The sequence below is a fragment of the Bradyrhizobium sp. USDA 4011 genome, assembly GCF_054063415.1.
Genome location: NZ_JBSSGG010000001.1, coordinates 2,573,226 through 2,594,990 on the forward strand (window position 1 = coordinate 2,573,226; position 21,765 = coordinate 2,594,990).

18 protein-coding genes are annotated in these 21,765 nt (G+C 64.0%); 7 read left to right on the forward strand and 11 right to left on the reverse strand.

Going from position 1 to position 21,765, the window contains the following annotated elements:
• The first annotated feature begins 35 nt into the window (after positions 1-35).
• From ACVW1C_RS12070 to ACVW1C_RS12080, 3 genes are all read left to right on the forward strand, one after another.
• Entirely contained in the window at positions 36-1,097 is a 1,062-nt protein-coding gene (locus ACVW1C_RS12070) for a Dyp-type peroxidase (protein ID WP_456758602.1), read from the forward strand.
• Positions 1,090-1,905, forward strand: coding sequence for a family 1 encapsulin nanocompartment shell protein (locus tag ACVW1C_RS12075; protein WP_456758603.1), 816 nt, complete (start codon positions 1,090-1,092; stop codon positions 1,903-1,905). The genes ACVW1C_RS12070 and ACVW1C_RS12075 overlap by 8 nt, the downstream gene beginning before the upstream one ends.
• Before the next feature lie 84 nt (positions 1,906-1,989).
• On the forward strand, positions 1,990-2,181 hold the full coding sequence (locus ACVW1C_RS12080) for a hypothetical protein (protein ID WP_057019217.1): 192 nt from the start codon (positions 1,990-1,992) through the stop codon (positions 2,179-2,181).
• A gap of 9 nt (positions 2,182-2,190) precedes the next feature.
• On the opposite strand, the gene ACVW1C_RS12085 is transcribed toward ACVW1C_RS12080, so the two are convergent.
• From ACVW1C_RS12085 to ACVW1C_RS12100, 4 genes are all read right to left on the reverse strand, one after another.
• Complete coding sequence (locus ACVW1C_RS12085; RefSeq protein WP_456758604.1) at positions 2,191-3,480, reverse strand: MFS transporter; 1,290 nt, start codon at positions 3,478-3,480, stop codon at positions 2,191-2,193.
• A gap of 113 nt (positions 3,481-3,593) precedes the next feature.
• Positions 3,594-4,619: a glycoside hydrolase family 5 protein gene (locus ACVW1C_RS12090; protein ID WP_456758605.1), complete on the reverse strand. Its 1,026-nt coding sequence runs from the start codon at positions 4,617-4,619 to the stop codon at positions 3,594-3,596.
• On the reverse strand, positions 4,616-5,905 hold the full coding sequence (locus tag ACVW1C_RS12095) for an O-antigen ligase family protein (RefSeq protein ID WP_456758606.1): 1,290 nt from the start codon (positions 5,903-5,905) through the stop codon (positions 4,616-4,618). The genes ACVW1C_RS12090 and ACVW1C_RS12095 overlap by 4 nt, the downstream gene beginning before the upstream one ends.
• Positions 5,906-5,977: 72 nt before the next feature.
• Complete coding sequence (locus tag ACVW1C_RS12100) at positions 5,978-6,790, reverse strand: WecB/TagA/CpsF family glycosyltransferase (protein WP_456763058.1); 813 nt, start codon at positions 6,788-6,790, stop codon at positions 5,978-5,980.
• A gap of 463 nt (positions 6,791-7,253) precedes the next feature.
• On the opposite strand from ACVW1C_RS12100, the gene ACVW1C_RS12105 reads away from it, so the two are divergent.
• Complete coding sequence (locus ACVW1C_RS12105) at positions 7,254-8,384, forward strand: GNAT family N-acetyltransferase (RefSeq protein WP_456758607.1); 1,131 nt, start codon at positions 7,254-7,256, stop codon at positions 8,382-8,384.
• 128 nt (positions 8,385-8,512) lie between these two features.
• Here the strand turns inward: ACVW1C_RS12105 and ACVW1C_RS12110 are convergent, their stop codons facing one another.
• Positions 8,513-9,733 carry an FAD-dependent monooxygenase gene (locus ACVW1C_RS12110; protein ID WP_456758608.1) on the reverse strand — a complete coding sequence of 407 codons (1,221 nt, stop codon included), beginning with the start codon at positions 9,731-9,733 and terminating at the stop codon, positions 8,513-8,515.
• 513 nt (positions 9,734-10,246) lie between these two features.
• Here ACVW1C_RS12110 and ACVW1C_RS12115 point away from each other — a divergent pair.
• Positions 10,247-11,572 carry a lipopolysaccharide biosynthesis protein gene (locus ACVW1C_RS12115; RefSeq protein WP_456758609.1) on the forward strand — a complete coding sequence of 442 codons (1,326 nt, stop codon included), beginning with the start codon at positions 10,247-10,249 and terminating at the stop codon, positions 11,570-11,572.
• Between the two features lie 66 nt (positions 11,573-11,638).
• Here ACVW1C_RS12115 and ACVW1C_RS12120 read toward each other — a convergent pair whose 3' ends face one another.
• Complete coding sequence (locus tag ACVW1C_RS12120) at positions 11,639-13,756, reverse strand: GumC family protein (protein ID WP_456758610.1); 2,118 nt, start codon at positions 13,754-13,756, stop codon at positions 11,639-11,641.
• Between the two features lie 277 nt (positions 13,757-14,033).
• Between ACVW1C_RS12120 and ACVW1C_RS12125 the strand changes: the two genes are divergently transcribed.
• Complete coding sequence (locus ACVW1C_RS12125; protein ID WP_456758611.1) at positions 14,034-15,224, forward strand: glycosyltransferase family 4 protein; 1,191 nt, start codon at positions 14,034-14,036, stop codon at positions 15,222-15,224.
• A 15-nt stretch (positions 15,225-15,239) separates the two neighbouring features.
• Positions 15,240-16,796, forward strand: a complete 1,557-nt coding sequence (locus ACVW1C_RS12130) for a glucosamine inositolphosphorylceramide transferase family protein (RefSeq protein ID WP_456758612.1) — start codon at positions 15,240-15,242, stop codon at positions 16,794-16,796.
• A gap of 147 nt (positions 16,797-16,943) precedes the next feature.
• Here the strand turns inward: ACVW1C_RS12130 and ACVW1C_RS12135 are convergent, their stop codons facing one another.
• From ACVW1C_RS12135 to ACVW1C_RS12155, 5 genes are read right to left on the reverse strand one after another with little or no spacing between them, the layout of a single operon-like run.
• Entirely contained in the window at positions 16,944-18,146 is a 1,203-nt protein-coding gene (locus ACVW1C_RS12135) for an ABC transporter substrate-binding protein (protein WP_456758613.1), read from the reverse strand.
• Between the two features lie 59 nt (positions 18,147-18,205).
• Positions 18,206-18,907, reverse strand: coding sequence for an SDR family NAD(P)-dependent oxidoreductase (locus tag ACVW1C_RS12140; protein WP_456758614.1), 702 nt, complete (start codon positions 18,905-18,907; stop codon positions 18,206-18,208).
• Positions 18,908-18,946: 39 nt separating this feature from the next.
• Positions 18,947-19,753, reverse strand: a complete 807-nt coding sequence (locus ACVW1C_RS12145; RefSeq protein WP_456758615.1) for a glutathione S-transferase — start codon at positions 19,751-19,753, stop codon at positions 18,947-18,949.
• A 26-nt stretch (positions 19,754-19,779) separates the two neighbouring features.
• Positions 19,780-20,940: an iron-containing alcohol dehydrogenase gene (locus ACVW1C_RS12150; protein WP_456758616.1), complete on the reverse strand. Its 1,161-nt coding sequence runs from the start codon at positions 20,938-20,940 to the stop codon at positions 19,780-19,782.
• Positions 20,941-20,979: 39 nt separating this feature from the next.
• Positions 20,980-21,753: an enoyl-CoA hydratase-related protein gene (locus ACVW1C_RS12155; RefSeq protein WP_456758617.1), complete on the reverse strand. Its 774-nt coding sequence runs from the start codon at positions 21,751-21,753 to the stop codon at positions 20,980-20,982.
• Between the last annotated feature and the right edge of the window lie 12 nt (positions 21,754-21,765).

Below are 21,765 nucleotides of genomic sequence, written 5' to 3' on the forward strand. Positions count from 1 at the left end.
TTCGCGTGAAAGTGCCGTTAGTTAAGGAGAGATGCGTGCCATCAGCCGTTCCGCAACCGGTCGCTGCGAAGCTGACGCGCGCGGCGATCTTCCTTGCGGTCACGATCAAGCCCAATCCGGAATACGATACCGTGGTGCGGTCGCTGTGTGCCGATCTGGCTGCGCTGGTGCGCGCGGTCGGCTTCCGCGATCTCGAAGGCCGGCTGTCCTGCGTCATGGGCATCGGCTCGGAGGCATGGGACCGGCTGTTCGGTGCGCCGAAGCCGCAAGGTCTGCATCCGTTCCGCGAGATCAACGGCGTCCACCACGCCGTCGCCACACCGGGCGACCTGCTGTTTCACATCCGCGCCGTGCCGATGGACCTGTGCTTCGAGCTCGCGACACAGATCATGTCGCGGCTCGGCGATGCGGTTGCCACCTCGGACGAGGTGCATGGCTTCAAATATTTCGACGAGCGCGACCTGCTCGGCTTCGTCGACGGCACGGAGAATCCGGAGGACCAGGCGGCGACCGAGGCCACGATCATCGGCGACGAGGATGCTGCCTTCGCCGGCGGCAGCTATGTGATCGTACAAAAATACCTGCACGATATGACGAAGTGGAACGAGCTGCCGGTCGAGATGCAGGAGAAGATCATCGGCCGCACCAAGCTGTCCGACATCGAGCTCGACGATGCGGTGAAGCCGAGCTACGCGCACAACGCCCTGACGACGATCGTCGAGAACGGCGAGGAGTTCGATATCGTCCGCGACAACATGCCGTTCGGCAACATCAGCAAGGGCGAGTTCGGCACCTATTTCATCGGCTATGCCAAGTCCCCGCACCGGATCGAGCAGATGCTGGAGAACATGTTCGTCGGCAGGCCGCCGGGCAATTACGACCGCCTGCTCGACTTCAGCCGCGCCGTGACCGGCACATTGTTCTTCATCCCGTCGGCGACCTTCCTGGAAGGCGTCACCAGCGAGGCGCCGGCGGCCGCGCCCGCCGAGCCGTCGCTGGATGACGCCGGGGCTGACGAGCCACCTGCACCAAGAATACCGCCGTCCGACGGATCGCTCGGGATCGGCTCACTCAAAGGAGATGCTGGACATGAATAATCTTCATCGGGGACTAGCCCCCATCTCGGACGCGGCATGGGCCCAGATCGAAGAGGAAGCCTCGCGGACGTTGAAGCGCCATCTGGCGGCGCGCCGTGTCGTCGACGTCGATGGTCCGAAGGGCACGGACTTCTCCGCGGTCGGCACCGGCCATCTCAAGAAAATTGCCACGCCCGGCGACGGGGTCGAGGCGACGCAGCGCGATGTCCGCGCGCTGGTCGAGCTGCGCGTGCCGTTCGAGCTCTCGCGCCAGGCGATCGACGACGTCGAACGCGGCTCCAATGATTCCGACTGGGATCCTCTCAAGGAGGCCGCGCGAAAGATCGCCTTCGCCGAGGATCGCGCGGTGTTCGATGGCTACACGGCCGCCGGCATTCAGGGCATCCGTCAGGGCACCAGCAACCCGGTGCTGAAGCTGCCGTCGAGCATCAAGAACTATCCCGCCGTGGTCGCGCAAGCGGTCAGCCAGTTGCGGCTCGCCGGCGTCAACGGTCCCTATACGCTCCTGCTCGGCACCGAGCCCTACACTGCGATCGGCGGTGCGACCGACGACGGCTACCCCGTGCTGCAGCACATCCAGCGCCTGATCGACGGCAAGATCATCTGGGCGCCTGCGATCGAGGGCGGCGTCCTGCTCACTACCCGCGGCGGCGACTTCCAGCTCTCGATCGGCCAGGACCTTTCGATCGGCTATCTCAGCCACACGGCGACCTCGGTCCAGCTCTACTTCCAGGAGACCATCACCTTCCTGATGCTGACCAGCGAAGCCTCGGTGGTGCTTGCGCCGGAGGCGAAGAAACCCGCCTAGACCCGCCGGCGTCGACTCTTCCAGGAAGCCTCCGGCCAGTCTGTGCCGGAGCTTCCGTTGAACTTCAACGAGAGGAGGCGCGCAATGGACTACGATCTCTACATCAACCCGAAGAAGGCGTCGGTCGGCCTTTATGTCCGCAAGGGTGCGGGTCTTCCCGATCTGGCGGATGCCAAGGACTGGGTGTTCGACGGCACCTCGGCGCAAGCCAACCTGCCGCCGCAGCTCGTGAAGGAGATCGAGGCCAACGGCCACGCCTTTCGCGACATGGATTGAGCCCAGCGGTCACTTCTCGCCGATCTTCACCGGGGCGGTCTCCGGCATCAGGCTCATCGCCACGATGCCGACCGCTGCTGCGAGCAGCAGATACCAGGACGGCGCCAGCGGATCTCCGGTCACGTGCAGCAGCCACGTGACCACGAGCTGCGCGGTGCCGCCGAAGGTCGCGATCGCGACCGCATAGATCGTGGCGAACACGCCGCCGCGGATGTTCTGCGGCAGCGCTTCGGTGAAGGCGGCATAGAACGCCGTGAACGGCAGCGATCCGATGAATGACAGGATGCCGAAGCCGAACAGCAGGGACCACGCGCCGGGATCCCGGACGATCCACAGGAAGGCCGGATAGGTCAGCACCAGCACGACCAGTTGCGGCCAGATCATGATCGGCTTGCGTCCGAGCCGGTCGGCAAGCCAGCCGCCCAGCACCGCGCCGATGATCTGGAGTCCATTGCTCACCAGCGAGACGGTGAATGCCAGAGACGGCGACACATGCAGCGTATTCTTGGCATAGGTCGTCATGTATTGCGTCACGTAGGTCGAGATCGTGCCGCTGGCCAGGATCATCACGGCCAGCATGATCACGCGAAGATGCCGGCGCGCCAGCATGACATGGTTCGAGCTCTCGACGCTTGCGGCAGCGCGCTCGCCGTGAGGGACCGTTTCCGGCAGCGTGCGGCGCATCCATATGCCGAACGGCAGGCACACCGCCCCGAGCAGGAACGCGACGCGCCATCCATACGCCTCGAGCATGTCAGGCGCCATCGTGCTGCTCAGGATGACACCGACGAGGGCGCCGACGGTCGCCGCGACCTCCTGGCTGGCGGGCTGCCACGCCACCACCAGGCCGCGATTCCTGGGCGCCGCGATCTCGATGAGATAGGCCGTGGTCGGTCCCACCTCGCCGCCGAGCGCGAACCCTTGCACCATCCGCGCCAGGATCACGATGATCGGCGCCACGACGCCGATCTTGGCATAGGACGGCGTCAGCGCGATGGTCAGGATCGCGCCACCCATCAGCGCAAAGCTCAGCAGCATCGCCGGCCGCCGGCCGACCCGGTCGGAGAAGATGCCGAGCACGATGCCGCCGATCGGCCGCGTCAGGAAACCGGCGCCGAAGGTCGCAAGCGACAGCATGAGGCTGCCGTATTCGCTATGCGCGGGGAAGAAGGTGCGCCCGATCTCGGTCGCAAAGAAGCTGTAGGTGATGAAGTCGTAGAACTCCAGCATGTTGCCGATGGTTGCGGCAAAGGCTGCGCGCTTGACATCGAACTGTTCCCTGCTCGCAATGTCCGGCAACGCTCTCGATTCCCTGGTCGGTCCGGAGCGAGTATCATTCCTCGGGCCATGCAAGGCAAGGCATGGCGTCCCGCGCGATTCTGCATCAGGGGCCGCGCATGGGTCGCAAGGGTTCATCGAGCCGGAGGAATGATCGCGCGGAGGATGTCCCTGTTCCAGCGTTGCCGGGCGCCGTCGAATGCCGCGAAATCGTGATCGAATTGCCAATAGGCCCACGCCCAGCCGAAGCTTTCGGCGCGCCTCGCCACGAACGACAGGTACTTCGCCCGGCTCTCCGCCGGCGCACGCTCGTAGACGCCGAACTCACCGAGATAGATCGGACGCTGCTCCCTCTCCGACCAGGACCTGACCTTGTCGAAATCGGCGGCGGCCTTGGCTTCGTCCTCCGCGGAGCCCCAATTCAACGGGCCGATTTTCGAGAAAGTCACCGACCACGGCGCGCCTTGATGGGTGAACTGCAGCGGCAGGTAATAGTGGAACGTGACGATCAGGTTCCTGTCGCCAGCCGGCAGCGTCAACTGCTCGACCGGCAGCTCCTCGGTATTCAGGACGGCGACAACGACATCGCGCTTCGGATTCGTGCCCCTGACGATGGCCAGGCATTCGCCGAGCAGCGTGTTCCACTCGCCCGATGTCATATTCCCGCCGGGCTCGTTCAGGATCTCGAACACCAGCGCCGGGTATTTGCCCGCGTAGCGCGATGCGATCTGGCGCCAGAACGCCTTGAGCTTCGCCGTGCATTCCGGCACGTCGCGTTGGCAGAGATCGGTGTCGTGCTCATCGAGGATCGGGATCAGCTTGCTCGCCAGCACCTGCTCGATCACGGCATCGAGGCGCCGCAAGACGGCGTCATCCAGGATGTTGCCGGCATCCATGTGCTTGAAGCCGAAGAAGTTGATCCGGACGTGTGAAAAGCCCGCCTTGCGGATGGCGGTGAGGTTTTCCAGGCGAAAGGGCGCGTTCGGGTAACCTTCCCAGATGCCGTCATAGCCAAGAATATTGATGCCGCGCCCCAACGCCGCGACGTCCGCAGATGCCCCCTGCCCGGCCGCACGCCCGGGCGAGATCAGCACGGCAGAAAGCGCCGCCGCCAGCAGCGCGTTCAAGGCTCTTTGCGGAACAAATCGAAACGCGGTCATGACGGCTCCAGTTCGCGCAGCTGCAGGCGCGACGACGGCAACGAACGGCAAGCGGCGAAGAAAAAGGCGATCAACAGCACCGATGTGAACATCGTCGAACGCAGGAATACCGTTTCGGTAAAATTGGTCTGGCAGTTGAGGAAGACGAACCCGACGATCAGCGCGCAATGCAGACGGTCGATCGCCCGCTCCGCGATCAGGCAGAGCATCTTGTAGGAAAACAGAAAGACGCTCGCCATGAACAGCAAATATCCCAGGAATCCGGTTTCGACGAGAATGGCGATGTAGCCGTTGTGGTAATTGTCGAGCACCCAGCCGTGGTTCTGGTTGAAATAGTCGTAGATCTCCGGTCTGGTCCAGAACCCGTTGATGCCAAACCCGAACAGCGGCGCATCATCGAAATGGCTGATGGCGTAATGCCAGATGAAGGTTCTCTCGGTAAAATTGATCGTCGTGTCGAACACGTGGATCGAGTCGTAGCCGGTCGTGTAGAAGTACAGCATCAGCAACGCGGCCGCGACGCACATGGCACATGGCAGCACCGCGTAGACTCGCATGCACCTGACCGACCACAAGGAGGTCAGCAACAGCGCACAGGCGACCAGCGACAAGGCGCCGGCGCCGCGCGACTCCGAAAAGACGACGCAAGTCGAGGCCAGCGCGAACGTCACGAGGAACGGCAGCCATCCCTGTCCGGTTATCTTTCGATAGCAGGCAAAGAACATGAGATAGGCACCGGCGAAGCCCAGGGTCTGCTTCGACTCGAAGACGCCCTGCCATTGCCCATTGTGCATCCAGGTCTGGTCCACGCCGATGTCCGGGAGTGCGGCCGCACAAAACGCCGAGCCCGCCATCAGAACGAAGAGGCCGCGGGTAGTCGACTTCACGATGTCGTCGATGTCGACGCGGCTGACCATGCAGAACGCGCCCAGCGTCGTGACCGCGAGCGCCCCAGCCTTCATCAGGGCCGCCGCGTCCAGATTGGTCCAGAGCACCGAAATCGTGGCGAACGCATAGAATGCGACAATCACGAGCGTGTCGAGATTGAACGCCAGCCGCAGGCAGGGACGGATGAACAGGCTCGCATAGATCAGCACCCCCCACATCAGCAGGGCGACGGCCTGCTGAACCAGCGTTACCTCGGTCGGAAGCAGCGCGGGGTGGAACGTCCCCATCGACATGATCACGTTGACGGTGATCGACCAATTGACGATGGTTCGCGCGAAATTTTCCGCATCAACGCCCGGCGCCTGCCAGACCGAGCTATCGACTGCTCGACCGTCCATCGGTTGTACTCCGCTCATTGAAGAGCTCGCCGCTCCGGTGGATCGGAGCGGCACATTGCACTCGGTACGGACTCAGTCCTTGGTCGCCGAGGACCGGGTCCGGTTGAACAGCAGATAGAGCGCGTGCGGATTGGTCGTCAGATAGCGCCAGAACAGCCGGCGCGGCTCGAGCCAGAGGCGCCAGGCCCATTCGAGCCCGACGATCTGCATCCATCTCGGCGCGCGCGGCCGCGATCCGGACAGGAAGTTGAACAATCCGCCCGACGTCTTGATGACGCCGACATTGCCAAGCCGCGGCATGAATTCGTCGACAAAGGCCTGCTCGTAGGGCACGCCAAGCGCGACCCAGAGAAAGTCCGGCGCCAGAGCGTTGATCTCATCCACCTTGGCCCGAAGCGCGTCGCCGCGCAGATAGCCGTGCGAATGGCCGACGATCTTGAGCGCTGGGTAGGCCCGGCGGACATTGGCGATTGCCGCCTTGTTCTCGGCCTCGTTCGCGCCAAACAGGTAGAAGGTCAGCCCGAGTTTTTCCGCCTTGCGCGCGACGTTGTGGAACAAATCCGTGGTCGCAACGCGCTCGGGAAGCGGGTTCGGCGACCGCAGCTTCGACACCATGACCAGCGGCTGACCGTCGGCATTGATCAGGTCGGCGCTACGGAACAGCCGGTCGGTCATCGGCTCGGTGGAGCAGCGCGACAACACCTCGCCATTGGCTGATGTCAGGTACAGCGGCCGATTGATACGCCGGTTCGGATACACCGCCTCGACCATGAAGTCCGCGGTCTGCTCGCGATCGAGCACGGCGAGCCGCAGCCCGCCGATCGTCGCCCGGGCAACCCTGGCGGTCGCAGCCCTGCCGACAGGATTGGTGCGCCGCTCCAGCATGCCGTTCGGCATCGTTGATTCGGCTGGGACATCCATCGAGGAAACCGGTTGCTCGCCGCCCGAGGTGTTGCAAATCCGGACAGGCGGAGCAGCCATGCCCGAATTGAGACGCCGAGGCGGCTCGCGACCGTCCTGCGAGGACGAAATATCGTAGGAAGCGCGGGCTTTTTGGCTATGACTCAACATTTCGGCAGGGCTCCAGTACTCACGTGCCCTTAATTGCAATATCCGGTCCAGACCACATGCGACATCACGCAGCCGGGTGATCAGGGATGACCGTAAAGTTATCGTTAACGATGCCGGTCGTTCGGCGCGGCGACGTTCGAGCAGCAACACTGCGCAAAGGTCGAGGGACCACATTAATACAAATCGTAATCTCCCGGTGCCCGAGATCATCAGCCTTTGCTATAAGGCGATCACGGCGGCTCGACCGGCGCTTTGAAAACCCGTTGTTTGGTTTCACATGAATAAGAATGATGACGCGTTCGATGTCTGCATCGACGACGCATTCGACTTCCTGTCTGAAGAATACGCGACATTGTTCGAAGGCTCGGACGCGACCGCCTTCCAACATCCGCTATGGCTCGACAGCCTCTATCGCAAGCTTGCTCCCGCCGCGGCAGCGAAGCCGCTGGTCGTCGTCGTCCGTCATCGTGCCAACAGCGCGCTTGCGGCCGTGCTGCCGCTGCTGCGCGTGCGGCGCGGCCCAATGCGCACCATCGAATTCGCGGACCTTCGCGTGTCCGACTATTTGTCGCCGGTCTGCACCACGAAGACATTCGCCGACCTGCTGCAGGACCGCCAGGCCTGCGAGAAGCTACGCAAACTGGTCCGGCCGTTCGACCTGCTGCGCATCCCCAAGCTGCTCGATGCCAGAATGCCGATCGAGAATTTGCTCGGGGCGCCTCACCGCAGCCTGATGGACACCAATGCCTATGCGACGGTCCTGGTCGCGCCGTTCGAGCAATGGCAGCTTAACGCGCTGGGAAAATCCTATCAAAAGGAACTGGCAAAGAAATGGCGCCAGATCCACAAGAAGGGCACGCTCACCTTCTCATGCTGCGACGACAGCGATTCCATCGGCGAAGCCATGGACGTGATGAGGAAGTTTCGCGGCCCGCGTTTCCAGGCACACGGCGACGGTGACCTGCTGCAGCGTCCGGAATATTTCGATTTCTACTCGAGCGTGGCGCTGCGCGGCATGGGCTCCTTTACCCGGCTCTATGCCATGAAGATGGACGGCGAGGTCATCGCCACCGCCCTTGGGCTGGCTCACCGCGGCAGCCTGCTCGTCGTCATGACGGCTTTCGACATCGAGGGATACAAGAGCCAGTCGATCGGCGCGCTGACGTTCGAACGCGTCGCCAAGGACTGCATCGAGCGCGGAGACCGGGTGCTGGATTTCACCATCGGTGACGAACCCTACAAGATGCAGTTCGGAGGCCAGCCCACGCCGATGTCGAGCGTGACGCAGGCCGGCAGCGCGGCCGGATCGCTTGCACTGTTTGCGCTGAAGCAGGCGCCCTGGATCAAGCAGGCCGCCAAGCGGTTGACCGACCTCAGGCCGGTCCGCACTTCGACCGGCACGCGGTAAGGCCGCTTGGGGAAAGCCTTACCGCCGCCTAAGGCGCGATGAGAATAGGTTGCGTCGTCATCGCGCATCAGCTCTTTGTTTGAGCATGATCTTTCGGAAAACCGCTTCGCACTTTTCCGGATCATGCTCTATCGGAGCGCGCTGCGAACGCGCATCACCCATCCCGGATGAATCCGATCTACCTGATGCGTGATCATGCGGCGCAGGAAGTGCAGCTTCCGCTGCATGGTCCAGCGTACATCGGTGTTCGAGGTCAAAGCCTGGCGGAAGTGCGCCAATTGCAGTGAATGCCGGTCGGCGGCGAGCTTGTCGCGATCGGAATAGAACTGCGCAATCTTCGCCGTGCCCATGCCGTCGGTCTCGAGCCAGCGCGGCACATATTCGGTGCACAGACGCTCGACATCCACCAGCAGGCGGCTCACGCCGGTTCCGGCCGCAGGACAGTTGGTCTGGTAGGCATCGCCGATCAGCACGACGCCCGGCTGCAGATGGCCCTCGGTCACGGACAGGTCCATGACCCAGTTGTGCACCTGACCGACGATCTGGAAATCGCCAAGGTAGCGCTCCAGTCCGGGCATCAGACGGAGCAGCGTCCGCCTGGTGTCGCGGCGCAGCTCGCGCATGATCGGATCGGTCGGATCGCGGAACATGAACAGGTTCGCGCGCATGCCGCCCGACATCGGAAACAGGCTGAGATAGTCGACGCCGTCAGCCGCCTGCTTGCCATAGCAGGTCAGCGCGTCGAAGCCGAATGGTGCGTTATCCGGCCGCGCGATCGTGAAGCCGAACGTCACCGAATGGCGCGCGGCGATTATCTTCCGGCGCATTCCGAGATTGTAGCCAAGCGCGCCCGCCATGCCGGTCGCCAGAACGACCAGGCGCGAGACGACGCGTTTTCCGGAGGCCAGCGTCAGTTGCTGACGATCCTCGCTGCAGCTGACATTGGTCACCTGGTCGAGCAGGAAGCTGGATGTATCAGGCGTCAGGCCGCGGGCCATGTCGACGAGGTTGGCATAGGAAACCCCGTAGGACCGGCCGACGCCGATATCGACCAGTCTGCCGTCCCTGATGTTGAGCACCCGGTCATAGGACGAGGCGACGGCCTCGACATCGTCGATGAAGCCCAGGCGGCGGAAGATATCGATCTGCCGTCCGGCGATCTTTTCGACGCGGAATTCATCCGGCGGGATCGAGCGCTTGTCGATCAGGACGACCCGATACCCGGCACGCGTGAGGACGGCCCTCGCGAGCGAGCCCGCCAGACCGGCGCCAACAATGGCAACGTCCGCCTCGATCGTTTCAGCCTCGCAGGTTGCGATCGGCTCGGTGGTGCTTTGCTCGGCAATCATCTTTGTCCGCTCCGCGGCTAATTGACCACCGAACTGCAATTTCCTTGCCCGTCCTGCTGCCTCGCAGAACGAACACGACGAGTTCCATGATCGAGGTTAACGACGAGCCCCATTGCGATCAGCCCCTTCCCGGCACATGGCTTGCAGCCACAGCGGTCATGAAACCGATGTTTTGGGCGCTCCACGGCAGGCTGGCGGGGCAATGGCCAGGCCATGGAGCTTCGACGGATGCCGTTGGCGCGCTAACGCGGTTTCAACCAGCGCGGTCCACGCTGTCGCACCGGGCGCCGGAGGAAAATCCAATCTGCGCCGTTTGGACACAGCGAGGACGACAGCGTTCCAGAATGGAGCAGCGCGACATCTTGGCGAGATCCACGACTGCGTGGCGCATGGAGGCCGGTTGGGAACGGAATATTAGCAAGAGAACATTAACACTCCTGACCTCACCGGTTGCTAGGGTCAGCAGCCTGACAGCATATTGAGACGTCGCTTGTGATTGCCTCTGTTCTTCGAATGCTACGGCGCGATGTCACGCGCGGCGTTGCCGGGACCATCCTCCTCAAGGTTGGCAGCGGCGGGCTCGCGTTTGCCCTGTTCTCGCTGGCGGCGCGGACGATGACGCCTGACGCGTTCGGAGACTTCGCAACCCTGCTCTCCGTCGCCCAGATCGCCGCGGTCGTGGGCCTGGTCGGCCAGGAGTTGCTGCTGGTTCGCTTCCTCAATGAGTACGAGGTGCGCGGCCAGGCCGAGTTGACCAAGGGCGTGCTGCTGTCGAGCCTGAAGTACTCGGCGATCGGGATGCTGATCTCGATCGCCGCGATCGCCGCGGTGGCGAGCATTCGCGGCGAATGGTGGCTCTTGATCCTCTCGGTCTCGGCGTTCACCGCCGTCAATGCCGGGCTGATGCTCGGCAGCCAGATCGCACGATCGCTGGTCAGCATCCTGATGGGCGAAGGCAATCGCGAATTCTTCTGGCGAGTTGCCGTTGTCCTGGTCCTGATCGCGGCGCTGTTCGGCCACCGCCAGCTCACCCCCGCCGAACTGTTCGCCGCGATGACGGCCACGATGGCGTTGGGGCTGGTCGTGCAGATCGTGTCGATCGTGCGCGTGCTGCCGAACCTGCGCGCGGTCACGGCGCGCTTCGAGACCTCGCGCTGGAACCGCAGCGCGTTCCGCTTCTGGCTCGCCTCGATTCTCGAAGCGGCGAACCAGTATTTCGACGTCATCCTGGTTTACTGGATGCTGGATCCGGCCACTGCGGGCGTCTATTTCGCCGCCTCGCGTCTGGCGAACATCTTCGCGATGCTTTCCGCCGCGCTCTACACGTTCGGCGCGCGCCGGCTGCCGTCGCTGTATTTCAGCAAGAATCACCGCGAGCTCGAGCATACGCTGAAGCTGATGGCCGAGGTGACCGCGCTCTGCGTGCTCAGCGGGCTCGTCATCGTCTGGATCGGCGCTCCCTACCTGCTCGGCCTGTTCGGACCGCATTTTGCCGCGCAGCAGTGGGTGTTGATCGTGCTCGCGATCGGAACGGCCTTCCAGGCGGCGGGCGGGCCGTCGGCCGCGGTCCTGCAGCTGACGGGGCATGAGCGCGATTATGTCCCGGTTGTCGCCGCCAACGTGGCGTTGCGACTGGTCGGATTTGTCGTGCTGATCCCCTGGCTCGGCGTGCTCGGGGCGGCGATCTCGGCGACGGTTTCCCTGGTGCTCGCCACCGTCGCGCTCAATGTGCTGTGCCGCCGGCGGACCGGCGTCGACCCGTCAATTCTGGTGTTGTCGCATCTTGCGTCGTCGAAGGCTGGCGCTTACGCAGTCCGCGTCGCGGATAGCAAGGACTAGAGCGTTTCCGAGCGAAGCGGACGCCGCTTCGCGTGAAGCAAACCCGTCAAACAAGAATTTAGAGCTTCAGCTTGCCAATCCCACGGCTTCGCGCCGAGGGTTGCTGACCGCGGCATTGGCCGCCACGCGATTGACGACAACCGCGATCGGGACCGAACCGAACCTGGACAGATCGGTCCGCGCCTTGCCGATCGCAGCCGGGTTGGCGACGCCCTCGCGAACCACCAGGATCACCATGTCGGCATGGGAAGCCAGAGCGACCGCGGCCGGCTGCATCGCAAGCGACGATGCGTCGACGATGATCAGGCCGAAATCGGCGCGAATGTCGTCCTGCGGATAGGGCGGCGCCTTGCTGCTGGCGCCCAGCAGTTCAACGACCGACGGCAGATCGGCCTTGATGATCCCCGAGCCTTGCGGCGGCGCGGCTTCGGTGCGGCTGGTTTCCATCTCGATCAGGACGCTGAGCATCCCGTTCTTGACGGCGGACCGGTTGAGCGACCGTGCGACGGTGCTGCCGCCCGCACCGGTCTCGACCGACAGCAGCAACGCCACCTTGCCGTGCTCACCCGGAAGCTGCTCGATGTTCTCGATCAGCAATTGAAGATGCGGACTGAGATCGGGCTCGGCCGTCGTCGAAATCGGGGTCTGCCAGACACTCTTGACGACATCTGACGACACCATGTTGGGAATGCGGGCCAGCACCGGCAAGCCCGGCGGCAGCGCAGATTGCGGCGCGGCCGAGGGCAATGCCGGCGCCGGTGCGGGCGCCTCGGCGCGGCGAAGCGGCGGAATGCTCTTGATCGGGAGCCGCTTCAGATCCAGACCGGGCACGGCGACGATCGCCGTCGACGTCAACAGCGAGACGATCGCGAGCGCGACGAGCAACAGAGAAAGCGGCGGAAGCGTCGAACGCACCGGCGGCGTCGCGGGCGATGCCACCTTGGTCTGCGAGTTCTGAAGACCGCGCTGCTCGTCGGTCGTCTTGTAGCGCGACAGGAACTGTTCGTAGATATTCTTGTTGGCATCGGCATCGCGCTGCAGTTCCTGCAGCTTGACGAGCGCTTGACCATCGACAAGGATCTGCTGCTCGGCCGCCTTCAGCTGGTCTTCGAGCGCCTTCTGCTGATCGCGCTGCGCCTCGTATTCCGACTTCGCGGTGTCGATGTTCTTCTTGCGCTCGATCTCGATCTGCCGGTTGAGATCGCTCAACTGGCTGAGCGCCATCACGAGGTCGGGATGACGATCGCCGAGCACCCCACGCTTCTGCGCAATCTGGTCGTTGAGCGCGGAGCGCTGGGCCCGCAGCGCGCTCAGCAGGTCCTGCTTGACCGGCCCGTCGACATTTGCCTTCAGGTCGCGTTGCAGCTGCTCATAGCGCGACTTGGCCTCCTCGGTACGGGCGCGCGCCGCGGCAACCTGCTGCGTCAGGTCGGTGACGCGCAATTGCTGCGTGGTGGATTCCTTGCCCGCGTTGACGATCCGGTGCTCGAGCTTGAACTTGGCAACGGCATCTTCCGATGACCGCAGCCGGTCGTTCAACGTCTTGAGCCGGCTCTTCAGCCAGTCGGCCGCCTCGTCGGTTGCCACGCTGCGGGTCCCGCGCTGGCTCGCCACGAACGCCTCGGCCACCGCATTGGCGTAGTACGCGGCGCGCTGCGGATTGTTGGACGTGAATTTGATGGCGATAACATAGGTTAGTCCGCGCCTTGAGATATCGAGCCGGTTGCGAAACCGGTCGAGCAGGCGCGTGGCGTCGGTCTTGCCACCGGAGATGTCGCTGTCCTCCGCGACCTTGAGCTGATCGATCAGCGGTCCGAGAAATCCATCGGATTTGGCGATCTCGACGTAGCTCTGCAGCGCTGCGGCATCTTGACCGATCCCGGGCAGGACGTCCTGGTCGGCGGTCACGCGCTGCTCGCGCGGATCGACGACGACGAGCGCCGTCGCGGCGTAACGCGCCGGGATCAACATCAACAGGATGACACCGACCGCGAAGATGACCGCGGCAAGCATCAGGATGCGTTGACCCTTCTCGCGAAAAAAAGCCAACACACCCGGAATGCTAAGCACGCCCTTGGTGGTTTGCGCGGAGGATTGGCCAGCCGGCACGCCGGCGGTTTCCCACGACGCTGCGGGTTCCGCGACTTCGGAACGTCTCGGGCCTATCCGGCTACCGAACTTCATGGGCTCTGACTCGAATTCAACTGACAGTACTGCTCCAAGGTAAATATCCATGGTTAATCGCCGGTTACCCCCTCTTCGGGTTGCCGTAACCAATTAGTTAACGAGCCGGCTGTACCCTATCTGTGAGATAATAGTTCTCGATTGCCGACACATGTCTGATTGCTAAATGAGCAGTAACCTCAACACACGCTACTCGATGCACGCGCGCGCTTCGCGTGATAGTTACGCGCGCAAAAATGCAGGGGACGAATCCACCCCTTCAACGGGTGAGGAATCCGTGCTCCAACACACGCCAAGCACAGAATTGCGCGAGGCATCGACCGCATCACGCGATCGACCGAACGAGAGCAAGCGAAAGCTGCGTGTTGTCCTGGTGCAGACCCAGGCCGAGAACGCCGGCGCGCAGGAGATCTCGCGGTTGCTCGGCGCCGGCCTCACCGCACGCGGCTACGACGTCGCCAACCTGTTCTTCTTCCGCAAATCGGATTCCTTCGACGAGCCGCCCAATACGTTCTATTGCGCGCAGACCCGTCCGGGAAATCCGGTGGCGCTGCTGCGCATGCTGTGGGCGCTCGCCGGTCATCTCAGGACCAGCAAGCCCGACGCCGTGCTGACCTTCCAGCACTTCGGCAATGTGATCGGCGGAGGCGTGTCGCGCCTCGTCAGCCGCGCCCCCGTGATCGCCAACCAGGTGTCCTCGGCGCTGTCGATGAGCATGCCGGTGCGCGCTGCCGACATCATCATGGGCTCTACCGGTTTCTTCCAGTGCATCACGCTGAACTCGCGGGACATGGAGCGCGAATATGCGCGCTATCCGGCTCCGTACCGATCGCGCATGAAGCACGTCCCGCACGGCTTCGACGACAAGTCGCGCAGCCTGCAGAAGGACGTTGCGCGGCAACAGTTCAAGCTGCCGCCGGATCGCATCCTGCTCGGCTGCGCGGCACGGCTGCACCCGCACAAGCGGCTCGATGCGGCCATTCGCCTGCTGGCTGCCGATCCATCCTGGCACCTTGCGCTCGCCGGCCAGGGCGCGGATGAAGGGCGGCTGAGGGCCCTGGCGGACGAGCTTGATGTCTCGGACCGGCTGCACCTCATCGGCGAGATTGCACCGCGCCAGATGGCCGATTTCCTGGCCTGTCTCGACGTCTTCGTATTCCCGACGCAGGCCGAAACCTTCGGGCTTGCCGCGGTCGAAGCCGCGAGCGCCGGCATTCCGTGCGTCGTCAACGATCTCCCCGTGCTGCGCGAGGTGCTGTCCTACCAGGGGCAGCCTGCCGCGGTATTCGTTGACGCTTCGAACGAGGCCGAATTCTCGGCCGCCGTATCGAAGGTCCTGACAGATCGTGTGTTGGGCGACCAGCTGCGGCAAAGCGCCGTGGGCCTGAAGTCGCGTTATTCGTTGGATGCCATGATAGAGGAATACGTCCGCATTCTCGGCGATGCCGTGGGAGCGGACGCGCACTAGGAAGTTGGGCTGGCCATGATTATCGAGTTTCGCTGCGACCGCGCGCAGCCACGGCTCTGGATGTGCCGCGAGCCGTTGCGCGTCAACGATCAGGATATTCCCGTTCAAATCGCCGGGACCACGACGCCGGAGCCCCGACCCGCGGGCCTCGACATCCTGTTCGAGCTCGAGCGCATCGTGCTGCGCAAGGGCAAGGCCGGCGGCGCCGACCGGCTGAAGGCGATCCCGGAGCGTCCGCGCGCCGGCGACCCCGACGTGGTGGTCGACTTCACCAGCGCCGCGCGGGATCCGAATTGCTCCGCCAGGCTCTATCTCCGTCCGCGGTTCAACGGGCTCACGGGAGAAAGTGCCGTACTTTCGGCCATTCTCGCCGGCGATCTGCCGGTGATCGAAATCGTCAATGAGCTCGACGGCTCGGTGATGGACCGCGGACATCCCTCGGCGGAAACCGCGGCCGGCCTGAGCGGCGGGCTCGAAACGGTGATGGCACGCACGCTGTCGATGCTGCCGCCGATACTGTCAGGAGCTCCGCGGCTGGTGCCGCAATTGGCTGCTCCGGCGAGCGGCGGCGAGCTGCGAAATCCAGCGCCCTTTGTCGTGCGCGGCGTGGCGACTTCGATCGCGAAGGAAATCTATCGCCTGTGCTGCTACGCGCCGCATTGGCATGTCGGTTGGCGCTTCGCCGGGAATACGGATATCTGGCGCACCGGCGACCTGTCGGGACCTGCCTGGAACGTGCTCGGCGATCCCGGCAACCACTTCTATGCCGATCCGTTCCCGGTGAAATGGCAGGGCAGGACCTTCGTGTTCTTCGAAGACCTCGACCACCGGACCGGCAAGGGCATCATTTCCGCGATCGAATTCGGCGGCAACGGGCCGATCGGAACGGTCATGCCGGTGCTCGAAGAGCCCTGGCATCTGTCCTACCCGTTCCTGATCGAGGATGGCGGCGAACTCTGGATGATCCCGGAAAGCACCGCGCATCGCGACGTTCCGATCTACAAATGCATCCGCTTTCCGGACAAGTGGGAGCGGCACTCAACGCTTCTGTCCGGCCTCGAACTTGCCGACGTGACGATCACGCAGCATAACGGGCTCCATTACATGTTCGGCGCTTGGCGCGACGGCACCGGCGGCTATTCCGACACGCTGGCGATCTACTACGCCGGGCAATTGCTCGGCCCCTGGCAACCGCATGCTGCCAATCCGATCCTGATGGATCGCGCGACCACGCGGCCGGCCGGCAACTTCGTGACCGTCGATGGAAAGCTGTGGCGGCCGGTGCAGGACTGCACCAACGGATACGGCGCGGCGCTCGGCCTTGCGGAGGTGCTCGAATTGTCGCCGACGACCTACAAGCAGGCCGTTCGACATCTGCTCAATCCCGGGCCGCTATGGACCGGGCGCAAGCTCCACACGCTCAACCGGTGCGGCCAGCTCGAGGTGATCGACGGCTCGCGGGTGCAGCCGAAGACCACGGCGTTCCTGGCGAGCCTGCGATCGGGCGACCAATCATCGCAATGGAGCTGGCATAACGCGCTGGCGAAGCCGATCGCACGACGGCTCCTCTAGAGCGGGATGGAGTTAGGTTGAATCGGGGTTTGGCCCCGGATTCGGGTCACCTCTCCCCACCGGGGAGAGGTGGGCCTCCGATGCCGCTTCAACTCGACTTGATCTCATCACGCTTTAGCACGATGCGTTAGTCATCCTTGCGACGGCTCAGTTCGGCTCGGCGCTCAGCACGCCGCCGAACTGCTCCCAGGAGCTCCCCGTCCAGCGCTGCAGCTGAAGCTGCGTATAGGCCATGCTGTTGTCGGGCCCGGTGTTGACCGTGATGCCCGGCATCAGCGTCGGCAGCACAAGTCCCTTGATGTTGCGCGCCTGCTTCACGATGTTCTCGCGCGACAGGTCGTCGCCGCACTGCTTCAGCACCTGCTCCAGGATCTGGCCCTGCTGGGTCCCGAACAGATAGTTGCTGTCGCCGATGTCGGCACCCGGAAGATACTTCTCGAAGTGGGCGCGATACCATTTGATGCCGGGATCGTCGGCCCACTTCTTGTCGTTCGGATCCTTCGCGATGGTCGCCACGACGACGCCGACCGCCTTGTCCGCTCCGGCCGGCACGATGGTCGAGGACACCGAGCTCGACACGTAATTCACGATGGTGAGTGGCGTCCAGCCGATCTCGCTCGCCTTCTTGATCGCCTGCGCGGCGAATTTCGGCGTGCCGGCGATCAGGAATGCCTGGGCGCCCGACGCCTTCAGCGTCACCACGCGTGATTCAATGGTGGGCTCGGTGACCTCATAGGGAGATGTCACCACCTTCTTGTCGAACTCGCCCTTCAGGGTTTCCTTGAACGCGGCCACGAAGTCACGGCCGAGATCGTCGTTCTGGTAGAGGATCGCGATCTTCGCGTCGGGCGCCGTCCGGGCAATGTACCTGGCGTAGATCTTTCCTTCGGTGGTGTAGCTCGGCAGCCCGGTGGTCGTCAGCGGAAACTCGGCGAAGTTCGCAAACTTGGTCGCACCGCTGACGACGAAGAGGTGCGGCACCTTCTTCGCAGTCACGTATTTGATGGTTGCGCCGATGCCTGGTGTCCCCAGCGGGCTGAACAGGAACGCCACCTCGTCGCTCTCGATCAGCTTGCGGGTCTGCTCCACCGCCTTGGGCGGCGAATAGGCATCGTCATAGGTGATGAGATTGATCTTGCGGCCGTTGATGCCGCCGCGATCATTGATGGAATGGACGTAGGCCATGAGGCCTTTGCCAACATTGCTGAGCGGCGATGCCGGGCCGCTGAACGGGAATGTCGCCCCGATCCTGATTTCTGATTCCGAGACGCCGGGCGTTTCCGCCCGGACCGCGGTAGCGGCAGCGGCCGCAAGCATCGCAATGGACACAGCAAACGTCTTCACCAACATGAACTCCCCCTGAACTCTTATGAATGAATTGACCGGCTGTTGCGAGCGCCGTGCGGCGCCTACCAGGCTTCGCCGAACGGCCTGATCTCGACGTTGAACGACCACGCGCTGCGGTCCTGATGGGCGACGTGCCAGACCTCGTCCGCGATCGCCCGCGGCCTGATGAAGAAGTCGTCCGGCCGCTCCGGCCAGCGCTTCCGCGTCCATTCCAGATCGATCACCGCGTCGATCACGAGATAGGCGACGTGGACGCCTTGCGGCCCGAGGTCGCGCGCCATGGCCTCGGCCAGAATGCGCTGCGCCGCCTTGGTCGGCGCGAACCCCGCGAAACCGGCCTTGCCGCGCAATGCCGAGGTGTTGCCGGTCGCAACGATGGCGCCCTTGCCGGCGCCGATCATCGCCGGGGCAAACCGCCGCGCCAGGTACAACAGGCCCATCGTGTTGACCTGGAAGTTGCGATTGAGAATCTGCGGATCGATCTCGCGGAAGGTACCGAACGCGCCGCCGACGGCGTTGTGGATCACGACACCTGGATGGCCGAGATCGCGCTCCACGGCCGACGCGACCGTTTCGACCTGCACCGGATCGGACACATCGCATCGATAGGCCTTGGCGCTCGGCAGCTGCTTCTCCAGCGCGGCGAGGCGCTCCTCGTTCCTGGCGAGAAGTGCGACCCGATAGCCGCCTTCAGCGAACCTCCGGGCGAGCGCCGAGCCGGTGCCGGGCCCAACGCCGGATATCAGACAGACGGGTGCGGTCATGCAGTCAATCCTCCGCGTTGCAGCCAACAGATTTCAAGATCAGGCGGCCGCCTTCGACAGTAGCTTCTCGACGTAGGGCTTGAGGTCCGGCCTGATATGCTCGTGCTCGACCAGCCGGGCAAAGTGAGCGAACATCAGCGGATATGTATCCTGAACCCCCGGGTGCAGAATTCTCTCCAGCTCCTGCGTGCGCAATTGCTCGGTCCGCGCATGCTCATTCATGAACAGCGCAAGCTCGGCGGCAAGGCAGATGTCGGCAATCGAGATGCCGTTCCCGACCAGCGCGTCTCGTCGTGGCGACAGTGCCTGCTCGATCCCGGAGGCGTAGATCGCGAACGCGTCCTTGGCACGGGCATGAATGGCCGCATCGACCGTGCCGCCCGACAGCGCGAGCAGATAGATCTGCGTATCCCGCGCAAAGACCAGGCTGACGTCGAGAAAGCTGTCGATCCTGGACGCCTCATAGGCGTCGCGTCCATAGAGCGGGAACGCCGCCTCACCGAGCCGCGCCACGGCCCGCATGATGCTGTTCGATTCGAATATCCCGACCTTGCCGTCGGCGCCGAACGCGGCCGGCACATTGCCGAACGGCTGCGATTCCATGAACGCATCGGTCTTGAAGAGCTGCGCGCCGGTCAGTCCGACCCGGCCGGTTCGCGCGAGCGAGGCGAGCTCAGCGCGCTCCTGCTCCGCCAGCGGACGGGCATCGTAATCCCACAGCCAGTTGCGCAATTCCTTGCCGGAGGCGCCTCTGACCTCGACGTCGACGCCGCAGAACCGCGCGGCGATGGTTGCCTTCCAGACCCGCGGGTTCGGCAGATAGGAGAAGATGCGCAAGGCGGCCATGATGGGCTGCTCCGTGTGCTGTTGCCTCAGGCGGCCAGCTTCAGGATCTTGACGACGTCGCCGGGCTCGCGGATCGGCTGCGGGTTGGTCCGCGTGAAGATCGACAGCATGGCGTTGCGGCCGATCAGCTCGAAGCGATCTTCACCGACGCCGACATCGGCCAGCCGCCGCGGCAGGCCGAGCTGCGCGATGAAGCCGGCGAACGCCTCGCTTGCGTCGCGGCCGGGCGCACCGAGCGCGGCAGCGATTGATTGCTGGGCCGCTTCCGTCGCGGGGCGGTTGTAGCGCAGCACGCTCGGCATCATCACGGCCGTGCAGAAATAATGAGGAACGTCGCAGGTGCCGCCGAGCACATGGCCGATGGCATGGCTTGCGCCCATCGGCACCCGCGACTGCAACCCGAAGGCCGACAGCCACGAGCCCAATTGGCAGTTCAGCCGCGCCGCCTCGTCGCCGGGATTGGCCTTGGTGCGCAGCAGGCCGTCGTGCAGATAGCGCAGTCCCTGCTGGCACACCGCATCGACCAGCACGTTGGGCCGACTGGAGCAGATCGCCTCGATGCCGTGATCCATCGCGCGCGTGCCGGAGCCGAGCCAGAGCTTCTCCGGCGTATATTTGGTGATCGCGGGATCGAGGATGATGCTGCGCGGCATCATCATCGGGTGATTGAAGATCTGCTTCAGCTTGCGGCCGGTGTCGGTGACCAGCGCGCCGGAATTGTACTCGCCGCCCGAAAGCGTGCTGGGAATCGCGATCATCCGAACCTTTGGCGTGCGGAACGGTCCGAACCGGCGGTCCGGCGTGGTCTCGAAGCCGTCGAGCCCGGCGGGCTCGAAGATCTCGTGCTCCATGCACATCAGCACGATCTTCGCCGCGTCGACCACAGAGCCGCCGCCGATCGCGACGACGAGGTCCGCCCTGGCCTCGCTGGCCTGTCGCGCGATCCGGGTCACGACATCCCGCGTCGTGTGCTGCGGCACGCCGTCGAAGGTCGCGGCATGGCGATCGCCGAGCGCTTTGCGGATTTTCTCGATCTCGTCGGTCGTGGTGTTCAGCGTCCGGCTGGCGATCAGATAGACGCGCTTCGCGCCCAGCCGTTCGGCCTCCTCGCGCAGCGCTTCGGCCGCCGGCTTGCCGTAGATCACGGATTCCATGGTGGGATATTGATGGCTGCCGACGACGCGCATGCTTTGGCTCCCTCGATGTGTCCGTGAGTTAGCTGTCGGTCAGGCCGACAACTTGGTGAAGTCGGGCTGGCGCCGTTCGGCGAACGCGGCAAAGGCCTCGCGCGCTTCCGGTGTCGTCAGCCGCTCCTTGAACAACACGCCCTCCTCGGCGATCTGCGCCGCGATCCGCTGCTGCTCGCGCATCAGCTTCTTGGTCATGCTGAGCGAGCCGGCCGGCCGCCTGGTCAGCGCTACCGCCGCGTCATGCGCCTTCTTGCGCAGATCGGCCTGCGGCACCACGGCATTGGCGAGGCCGGATGCCAGCGCGCCCTGCGCATCCATCGGCTCGCCGAGCGCAAACATCGCATAGGCGCGCGCATGCCCGATCCTTAAGGGCAGCAGCCAGCTCGATGCAGCCTCCGGAACCAGCGCGAGATTGACGAAGGGCGTGATCAACCGCGCGTTCTCGGCGAGATAGACCAGGTCGCAATGCAGCAGCATGGTGGTGCCGACGCCGACCGCATTGCCCTGCACGGCCGCGACCAGTGGCTTGCCGGCCTTGCTGATGGTCTCGATGAAGCGATGCGCCGGGCTATCGACCGCGCTCTCGCCGCGCGCCTGGCTCGCAAAATCTGCCAGGTCATTGCCCGCGGTAAAGCTGTCGCCGTCGCCCTGGAACAGGATCACACGGACGGCTGGATCCGCCTCGGCCTGCTTCAGCGCGTTCGACATCGCGTCATACATGGCGCCGGTCAGGGCGTTCTTCTTCTCGGGCCGTTGCAGGGTCAGCGTCATGACGCCGGCGGCGACCTCCACTTTGACATGCTCGGTCATGGCACTCTCCCG